Origin of the sequence: Saccharopolyspora sp. 6M, from assembly GCF_020176775.1 — a bacterium.
Classification (GTDB): Bacteria; Actinomycetota; Actinomycetes; order Mycobacteriales; family Pseudonocardiaceae; genus Saccharopolyspora_C; species Saccharopolyspora_C gregorii.
In genome coordinates, this window is sequence record NZ_JAIUJZ010000160.1 from 1 (window position 1) to 8,807 (window position 8,807).

An 8,807-nucleotide genomic window follows, 5' to 3' on the forward strand; every position below is an offset into this window, starting at 1 on the left:
GCCCGCCCGCGCCAACGTCGACCGCACCCCCGCACCGGCCAGCACCGCCAGCGCCGCCGCCTCGTGCGCGGCCGCGGTCCCGCGCACCATGCCGCGACCGTGCCCGCCGTCCGCGACCACCGCGTCGACCCGGCCCAGCTCCGCGGCGTGGTCCTCGACGGCCTGGCGCACCGCGCCGAACACCGCCACCAGGGCCGCCGCGGTCTCCCGCGAATGCGCGCCGGTGCCGGGGTACTCGGCCCCGCGGGCGAGCCGTTCGAGCACCGCCGAGGGGGCCGGAGGGGCCGGGACCCGGCGGCGGACGCGCTTGCCGTACGCGGGCGTGTCGGCGGAGGCGCGCCAGAACCGCTCCAGCTCCGCGTCCAGCCAGCTCAGCGTGAGCGAGACGCCCGCCATGTCCAGGCTCGTCACCAATTCCCCGGCCTCCGGCTCCACCGGTTCCAACCCGGCGCCGCGCAGCCGCCGCGCCACGTCGTTCCACAGCACGAACAGCTCCTCGCAACCGGTGCTGCCCAGCCCGTTGAGCAGGACGCCGACCCGGGAACCGGCATCGGCCGGGGCCTCGGCCAGCAGACCGTCCACCAGGAGTTCCGCGAGCCGGTCGGCCGACGGGAGGTCCAACTCGGAGGAACCGGGCTCGCCGTGGATGCCCAGCCCCAGGCCCATCTTCCCGGCCGGCACCTCGAACAGCGGCTCGCGCCCGCCGGGCAAGGTGCAGCCCTCGAAGGCGACGCCCAAGCTGCGGGTGCGGTCGTCGGCCAGCCGCGCGGCCCGCTCCACCTCGTCGAGCGCCAGCCCCTCCTCCGCGGCCGCGCCCGCCACCTTGAACACCGCGAACGCACCCGCGATCCCCCGCCGCGCCGACCTCAGCCCGGCGGGTGCCGAGGCCACGTCGTCGGTGACCACCGCGGTGCGGCAGTCGATGCCGTCCAGCCGCAACCGCTCCTGCGCGGCACCGAACCCGGCACCGTCTCCCGCGTAGTTGCCGAGGACGAACAGCACCCCGGCACCGCAGTGCACCGCGCGGGCGACCGACAGCACCGCCCGCGGCGACGGCGGGGCGAACACGCCGCCCACCACGGCACCATCGGCGAAACCCGGCCCGACCAAGCCGAAGAACGCCGGGTAGTGCCCGGCTCCGCCGCCGACGACCACCGCCACCTTGCCCTCGTCCGCGGGCACCGCCCGCACCACGCCGCCCTCGACCCGGCGCACCTGGTCCACGTGCAGATCGCAGAACCCGGCGAGCGCGTCCTCGGCGAACGAGGCCGGGTCGTCGAACAAGCGCGTCATCGTTCCCTCACTGGATCACCGGCGGGCGCTCCCGCGCCGGCTACCAGGGTGCGGTGCGCGGACACCGCCGCGCCGGATGACCTTCCCGCCTCACAGCACCAGGTCCGCGGCCAGCACCAGCAGCAGCGCCACCACCGACATGATCGACTGCGCGACCGTGTACACCTGGAACGCGCCGCGGGTGGACAGGCCCAGCATGGTGCGGAACATCCAGAAGGTGTTGTCGCTGACGTGTCCGCCGAAGCTCGCCCCCGCCGCCGCGGCCAGCGCCACCAGCACCGCAGGGGTGTCCAGACCGCCCACCACCGGCGCCAGCAGGGTCGCCGCCGTGATCGCCGCGACCGAACCCGAACCCTGCGCCAGCCGCAGCAGCGCCGCCACCAGCCACGCCAGCAGCAGCGGCGAAGCGCTGCCCGCGTGGAACATCCCGGAGACCACGTCGCCCACGCCGGTCCTGCTGATCACCTCGCCGAGCGACCCCGCCACGCCGGTGAACAGCAGGATCGTGCCGCTCGTGGACGCACCCCTCGTCAGCGCCCGCTCCACGGCATCGCGGGACAGCGTCCACGCGGTCAGCGCGCACCCGATCAGCAGACCGATCAGCAGCGCCACCACCGGATCCGCCAGGAACGAGATCCAGCCGATCGCCGCGCCCGCCGTCTCCGTCACCGTGCCCAGCACGATCAGCGCCAGCGGCACCAGCACCGGCAGCACCAGCACGACCAGCGGCAGGGTGCGGCGCGGCGATTCCTCCGGGGCCACGTCCATGCCCTGGAAGCCGTCCCCGGCCGACGCCTCGTCCTTGGCCGGGTCCCAGGTGCGGCGCATCAACCTGCCGTGCAGGAACACCGAGATGATGATCGCGAGCACCCCGATCCCGATGCCGCACACCAACATCGCGCCCAACCCGACGCCGAGCGAGCCGCTGACCGCCAGCGCCGCCGCTCCCGGCAGCACCATCAGCAGGCCCACCTCCAGGCCGATCGCCAGCGAACCGCCGACGGCGGCCACGCTCGCCCCGGTGCGCGCCGCCACCGAGCGGGCGATCGGCGCCAGCATCACCAGCGCCACGTCGAAGTAGATCGCCGGGAACACGACACCGGAGGACAGGCCCAGCGCGTACGGCGACCGGGACTTCCCGAACGCCTTCAGGAACAGCTCGACGATGCGCTGCAACGTCCCCGTCGCCGACAGCAGCGATCCGAGCAGCACGCCGAACCCGATGATCAGGCCGACCTCCGCCATCAGACCGCCGAAGCCGTCCGTGACGGCCTTCGCCGTGCCCTCGAACCCGAGGCCGGTGGCCAGCCCCAGGTACAGCGAGCCGAGCACCAGCACGATGACCGGGTTGAGCCGCGCCCCGACGATCAGGGCGACGATGCCGACGACCGCGATCGTCGTGTGCAGCAGCAGGAGGGAGGGGGCCATGTTCGCTCCGTGATCCTCGTCGTTGAGGCGGTGCCGCGGGCGGGACGTGAGCTTCCACGAGCACGTCCCCGCACGTCGCGGCGGGTCGGTCCGGGACGCGTCAGTTGATGTGCGAGCCACCGTTGATGTCGAAGGTGGCGCCGGTGATGTAGCCGACGTCCTCCCCGGCCAGGAACGCGATCGTCGCGGCGACGTCGCCGGTCCGGCCGTTGCGGCCCACCGGCACGTCGGCGATCAGCTCCTCCTTGCGCTCCCCGGTGAGCAGGCCCCCGGTGATGTCGGTGTCGATCAGCCCGGGCGTGACGGCGTTGACGACCACCCCGTTCGGCCCGACCTCCCTGGCCAGCGCCCTGGTGAGCCCGAGCACGGCGGCCTTCGCCGCGGAGTAGTGCGAGCCGCCGAACACGCCGCCGCCGCGCTGCGCGCTGACCGAGGACACGTTGACGATGCGGCCGTAGCCCCGCTCGACCAGGCCGGGCAGCACCCGCTGGGTCACCAGGTACGTGCCGGTGACGTTGACCTTGAACACCAGGTCCCACTCGGCGGGCGCGATGTCCAGGAAGCGGGTCGGCCGGGTGATGCCCGCGTTGTTGACCAGCGCGGCGATCGGGGGCAGCTCCGAGTTCTCGACGGCGGTGACCGCGGCGTCCACCGAGTCCTGGTCGGTGACGTCGGCCCGCACGCCCAGGGCGCGCACGCCGTGCTCGGCCGCGACCAGCGAGGCCGTGGCCTCGGCGGCGGCACCGTCGAGGTCCAGCACGGCGATGTCGAAACCGGCGGCGGCGAGCCTGCGGGCGGTCTCCCGGCCGATGCCGCGCTCCGAGCCGGCTCCGGTGATCAGGGCGGTGCGGGCGGTGTCGGACATGCGGGTCCTCCTGAGTTCGGTCCGGTGCGGCGCCGGGGCCGGTGCCGCGAGTCGTGGGTGCCGCGCGTGCGGCGGGGTGTCGCAGGTGGAGATGGGTTGCCGCGCGTTGCGGCGGATCGGGACGGGGTGCCACGAGTCGTTGCCGGGCGCCCGCCGCGTGGTGGCTCGGTGCCGCGGTCAGAGCAGCGCGGTGATCGCGTCTTTCGCGGCGGCGGCCGCGGCGGGGCGTTCCTGCTCGCGCACGTCGTGCGTTTCGAGTTCCAGCACGTACCGGCCGCCGTAGCCGGCCTTCCGCAGCGCCCGGACCACCCCGGCGAAGTCGGCGCGGCCGCGGCCGATGCTGAGGTTGATGTCACCGGGCTCGGCGTCGCGCAGGTGCACGTGCTCGATGCGCTCGGCGAAGTCCGCGGCGAACGCGACCTCGTCGAAACCGCCCGCCACCACGTGGCTGACGTCGAACACGAACCCGGCCGACTCGGCGGGAACTCGCTCCAGCAGCGCGGCCGCGCGGTCCGTGGTGTGGCAGAAGCGGAAGTGGTGCAGCCCTTCGACCAGCAGCCGCACCCCGTGCTCCGCCGCGAGGTCGCCGAGCGAGCGCAGGCCGCGTGCGATCCGGTCGAGGTCGGTCCGCTCCTCCGCGAACGGCTCCCGCTGCTGCGCGCCGCAGGGCACGATGACCGCCGCGTCCAGCTCGGCTGCGAGCTCCACGAGCCCCCGCCCGGCGGTGAGCAGGTCCCGCTCGTCGAGCCGCGGATCGTTGAGCGGGCCGGGGTCGACGTTGATCGCCCAGGTGCGCAGCCCGGAACCCCGCACGAGCTCCACGAGGTCGTCCACGGGCCCGGTCAGCGGGGTGGGGATGTGGTCGCACACGCCGGGCAGGCCGCCGAGGTCGATGCCGTCGAAGCCGAGTTCGCGGATGGTCGCGAGCGCCTCGGCCACCGGCAGCCGCCGGAACGAGATCGTCGAACAGCCCAGCTCCGGCATCTGCCTCACTCCTTCGTGCGTCAGGTAGCGCACAGTTAACGACGCGTCGAGTCGACTGTCAACAGTCGACCGTTATTCGCCGACCCGGCCGTGGACTACGATGTGCGGGTCAGCGAGCAGAGAGGCGATCCACTGGTGTCCCTGGATGTTCCGGCGCTCGGCGGCGTCGACCGGCAGACCCTGCGCGAGCAGTCGCTGCGCAAGCTGCGCGAGGCGATCAGCAGCGGGCAACTCGAACCCGGCAGGCGGCTGATCGAGACCGAGCTCAGCGAAGCGCTCTCCGTTTCCCGCGGGACCCTGCGCGAAGCCCTCCGCCACCTCGTGCAGGAAGGGCTCGTCGTCGCCGACGAACGCGGCAAGCTGCTGGTGCGAGCGCTCAGCGGCGCCGAGGTCCGGGACATCTTCGCGGTGCGCGCCGCCCTCGAATCGCTGGCCGTGGAGACGCTGTGCGGCGCCGACGACCGCGCCGCGATCGTCGGCGAACTGCGCGCGGCCGTCGACCGGCTGCGCGACCTCGGCCAGGACATGGCCGCGCTGGTCGAGGCGGACCTCGCCTTCCACCAGCGGATGTGCGAGCTCACCGGCAACGCCGCGCTCGTGCAGTCCTGGCAGCACATCTCCGGGCTGACCCGCGCCACCATCGTGCGCTCCGGCCCGGAGCTGGCGGTGCGGAACATGGCCTGGCAGCGGCACTCGCCGATCGTCGACGCCATCGAAGCGGGCGACTCCACCCGGGCCCGCGAAGTCGTGCGCGAACACATGCAGGAGACCGCCGAGCGGATCGTGGCGGTGCTGCGGGGCTGAGGGGCGCGTTCCCCGCGCACCGCCCCTGCCGGTGACCGCCGCTGCGCCTATCCTCCCCGCATGGCTCCAGAGCCGGTGGACGTCTGGGCGATGGCCGACCTGGTCACGCCCTTCGCCGTGCGCACCGCCGCCACGCTGCGCCTGGCCGACATCGTCCAGGACGGCGAGCTCCCGCTCGACGAGATCGCGAAGCGATCCGGAGCCGAGGCCGACCCGCTCGGCAGGGTGCTGCGGTACCTGGTGCGGCGCGGGTTGTTCACCGAACCGGAACCGGAGGTCTTCGGCCCCAACGAGGCCTCCCGCGCCCTCCAGGCCGACGCCCCGGGCGGCAGCCGCGAATGGCTCGACCTGGACGGCGCCGTCGGCCGCGCCGACCTGGCCTTCGTGGAACTCGTCGAGCAGGTCCGCGGCCACCACGCCGCGTATCCCGCCGCGTTCGGCCGCTCCTTCCGGGAGGACCTCGCGCACGACCCGCAGCTGTCGGACTCCTTCGACGACCTGATGGAGACCAAGTCCGACGAGCTGGCCCCGGCCATCGCCGCGGCGGTCCCCTGGGAGCGGTTCGGGCGGGTGACCGACGTGGGCGGTGGCAAGGGCGTGCTGCTCGCCGAACTCCTGGAACGGCACCCGGACCTGCTCGGGACGCTGGTGGACCTGGCCGGCCCCGCCGGAACCGCGGAGGGGTACCTGGAGTCGCGTGGGGTGCGCGATCGCGCCGAGGTCGTCGTCGGCGACTTCTTCGACCCGCTACCGCCGGGCGCCGACGCTTACGTGCTGTGCGACGTCCTCGGGGATTGGGAGGACGCGGACGCGGTGCGGCTGCTCGGCCGGTGCGCCGAGGCCGCCGGCGCGGACGGCCGGGAGGGCAGCGTGCTCATCATCGAACTCCTGCCGGACCAGGACGGCGAGTTCACCGAGATGGACCTGCGGCTGATGGTCTACGTCGGTGGCCGGATGCGCGATCTCGACCGCACCGAGCGCATCGTCGGCGCGGCCGGGCTGTTCATCGCCTCCGTCACCAGGCTCGACGACGGTCACGGCGTCATCGAATGCCTTCCGGACCGGTGAGCTCGGCGAGACCGAGCTTGACCCGCAACTTCTCCGGCAGGTCGGCGGCGGCCGCGACCACGTGCTCGCGGCGGTCCCGGTCGCCCAGGTTCAGCGCGAGCACGTCGGCGACGGTCACCGCGTGCTCCGGCCTGCTGAGCACGTCGACCGGATCTCCCGCGGTGATCTCCCCCGGCTGCTCCACCGCCAGGTAGGCGCCGGGGCGACCGACCGCGGCGAACCGCTTCACCAGGCCCTTGACCTCCCAGAACCCCGCGAACACCCGGCACGGGTCGCGCGGTGCGGTCACCCGCAGCACCGCACCGCCGATCCGCCAGCGCTCCCCCACCAGGGCGGTGCTCGCGTCGCAGCCGACCAGGCTCAGGTTCTCCCCCGCGTTGCCGGGCACCAGTTCCCTGCCCAGTTCCGCCGACCAGAACCGCAGGTCCTCGACGTCGAAGGCGTAGGCCGCCTGGTACCAGGCGCCGTGGTGCTTGCGGTCCACCACGGCGTCGCCGTGCACACCGCTCCCGGTGAACCGCACCGGCCCCGGCACCGGTCGCTTGTCGATGCCGGTGCTGCCCATCCGGCCCGTCCACTCGCCGGTCCGCAGGACCGCGATGTTCACTGACTGCACATGGCCCACCCGGTCAACCTATGTTCGTCCCCGGCTCCGGCGCACGAGGTTTTCCGCCACACGGCCGAGCGGACCGGGCAGTTCAGCGCAGGCGGGCACCCGCGGCATCGAGCGCGGTCCGAGCCTGCTCGACGAGTTCGCGGACGAGTTCGGCGGCGGGCCGCGGTGTCGCCTGCGCGTAGGTCTGCCCCGCCCACAGCGACATCGCCTCCGGGTCGTCGGCGCGCCCGGCCGCGCCGCGCACCGGCTTGGTCAGGTGGTGCAGCTGCGGGTAGGCGGCCGGGGCGTGCGGCCCGTGCTCCCGCAGGAAGCGGTTGACCAGACCCCGCGCCGGACGCCCGCTGAACGCCCGGGTGATCGCGGTGCTCCTGGTGCCCGCCGCGAGCTCGGCGCGCTGGGTCGGCGCGGTGCCCGCTTCCGCCGACACCAGGAATGCGGTGCCGAGCTGCGCGGCCACCGCGCCGGCCGAGAGCACCGCCGCCAGATCCGCGCCCGTCACGACACCCCCGGCGCCGACCAGCGGCAGGTCGACCACCCCGGAGATCGTGCGCAGCGCGCCCAGCAGCCCGTACGGCTCCCCGCCCGCGGGCGAGTCCGGATCGTCCTCGAACACGCCGCGGTGCCCACCCGCTTCGGAGCCCTGCACGCACAACAGGTCGACCCCGACCTCGGCGGCCAGCCGCGCCTCGTCCGGTGTCGTGACGGTGCAGACCACCTGCGCGCCGGCCTCGTGCAACCGGTCCACTGTGGACCTCTCCGGGCGCCCGAAGGTGAACGACACCACCGGAACCCGTTCGTCGATCACCAGCTCCACCTTGGCCTGGTACAGGTCGTCGTCCCAGTGACCGGACCCGGCCTGCACGCCGTAGCGCTCGGCCTCGGCCGCCACCCGCTCCCGGTACTCCGCCAGGTCCAGGTCCCGCCGCGGGCCGGGCACGAACAGGTTCACGCCGAAGGGTTCCGAGCTGAGCTCGCGCACCCGCCGGATCTGCCCTGCCAGGTCGTCTTCTGCGAGGTAGCCCGCGGCCAGGAAGCCGAATCCGCCCGCGCCGCCGACCGCGGCCACCAGTTCGGGCGTGGAGATCCCGCCCGCCATCGGCGCCGCGATCACCGGTGCGTTCCGCTGCTCGATCATGTCCCGGACCCTAGTGACGGCCCAGATCACGCGCGAGTGGCGCGCTCCGCCGGGTCGGACGGATCACACCTCCTCCCACCTGTTCGCATTCCGGCCGTCCGGCCCGGGAATCCGGGTGGTCTCGGATCGAGGCGTTCCCGCGCCACCACCGAAGGTCTGCGACCCGCGCCACGAGTGCGCCGGGCGTGTACCGAACGCGAAAACGAGCTGTGAACGACCTTGCCCGCGGCCATCCCGGCGGCGAATCTCTTGGCACAGCAAGCGATCGAGCACGAGAACGGGTGATCCTCATGAACACGACCGCCGAACAGACCACCGCCGCCGAGCCCCGCTCGCACGTCCGCCGCATCGCGTTCGCCGCGATTGCGGTGCCCGCGCTGATGGTCGGGCTGGCGCTGCCCGCGAACGCCGCGGAGCTCACCCCGATCGCCGAAGCCCTGGACACGACCGTGGCCGCCACGCTGTCCTCGCTGGGCGCCGCGCTGGACGCGCTGGGCCTGGCGGCCTGACCCGGTGCCCGGCCGCCCCGCGGGGGGGGGGGCGGGGGCCGCGCGCCCCCGGGGGGGCGGGGGGGCGGGGGGGCCCCCCCCCCCCCCGGGGGCGGGGGGGCGCGG

The 8,807-nt window shown here is 74.1% G+C and carries 9 protein-coding genes; 3 read left to right on the forward strand and 6 right to left on the reverse strand.

Translation table 11 applies throughout. From position 1 onward, the window contains the following. From LCD31_RS20555 to LCD31_RS20570, 4 genes are all read right to left on the reverse strand, one after another. Positions 1-1,293 (reverse strand): dihydroxyacetone kinase family protein (locus LCD31_RS20555; RefSeq protein WP_224960340.1); only part of this gene is annotated, 1,293 nt, incomplete at its 3' end. A gap of 90 nt (positions 1,294-1,383) precedes the next feature. Then, positions 1,384-2,721 (reverse strand): GntP family permease, encoded by a 1,338-nt coding sequence (locus LCD31_RS20560; RefSeq protein ID WP_224960341.1) that lies wholly within the window; start codon positions 2,719-2,721, stop codon positions 1,384-1,386. A 100-nt stretch (positions 2,722-2,821) separates the two neighbouring features. After that, positions 2,822-3,586, reverse strand: a complete 765-nt coding sequence (locus LCD31_RS20565) for an SDR family NAD(P)-dependent oxidoreductase (RefSeq protein WP_224960342.1) — start codon at positions 3,584-3,586, stop codon at positions 2,822-2,824. 177 nt (positions 3,587-3,763) lie between these two features. Next, the gene (locus LCD31_RS20570; RefSeq protein WP_224960344.1) at positions 3,764-4,570 is read right to left on the reverse strand and encodes a sugar phosphate isomerase/epimerase; all 807 of its coding nucleotides are present in this window, start codon (positions 4,568-4,570) and stop codon (positions 3,764-3,766) included. Positions 4,571-4,705: 135 nt separating this feature from the next. On the opposite strand from LCD31_RS20570, the gene LCD31_RS20575 reads away from it, so the two are divergent. Then, complete coding sequence (locus tag LCD31_RS20575; protein ID WP_224960346.1) at positions 4,706-5,374, forward strand: GntR family transcriptional regulator; 669 nt, start codon at positions 4,706-4,708, stop codon at positions 5,372-5,374. A gap of 60 nt (positions 5,375-5,434) precedes the next feature. Further along, the gene (locus LCD31_RS20580; protein WP_224960348.1) at positions 5,435-6,442 is read left to right on the forward strand and encodes a methyltransferase; all 1,008 of its coding nucleotides are present in this window, start codon (positions 5,435-5,437) and stop codon (positions 6,440-6,442) included. On the opposite strand, the gene LCD31_RS20585 is transcribed toward LCD31_RS20580, so the two are convergent. Together LCD31_RS20585 and LCD31_RS20590 are read right to left on the reverse strand one after the other, a co-directional pair. After that, positions 6,417-7,049, reverse strand: coding sequence for an MOSC domain-containing protein (locus LCD31_RS20585; RefSeq protein ID WP_224960350.1), 633 nt, complete (start codon positions 7,047-7,049; stop codon positions 6,417-6,419). The genes LCD31_RS20580 and LCD31_RS20585 overlap by 26 nt on opposite strands. A gap of 91 nt (positions 7,050-7,140) precedes the next feature. Continuing rightward, complete coding sequence (locus tag LCD31_RS20590) at positions 7,141-8,193, reverse strand: nitronate monooxygenase (protein ID WP_224960351.1); 1,053 nt, start codon at positions 8,191-8,193, stop codon at positions 7,141-7,143. 290 nt (positions 8,194-8,483) lie between these two features. Here LCD31_RS20590 and LCD31_RS20595 point away from each other — a divergent pair, with 290 nt between their 5' ends. Continuing rightward, positions 8,484-8,702 (forward strand): hypothetical protein, encoded by a 219-nt coding sequence (locus LCD31_RS20595; protein ID WP_224960352.1) that lies wholly within the window; start codon positions 8,484-8,486, stop codon positions 8,700-8,702. Positions 8,703-8,807 lie beyond the last annotated feature (105 nt).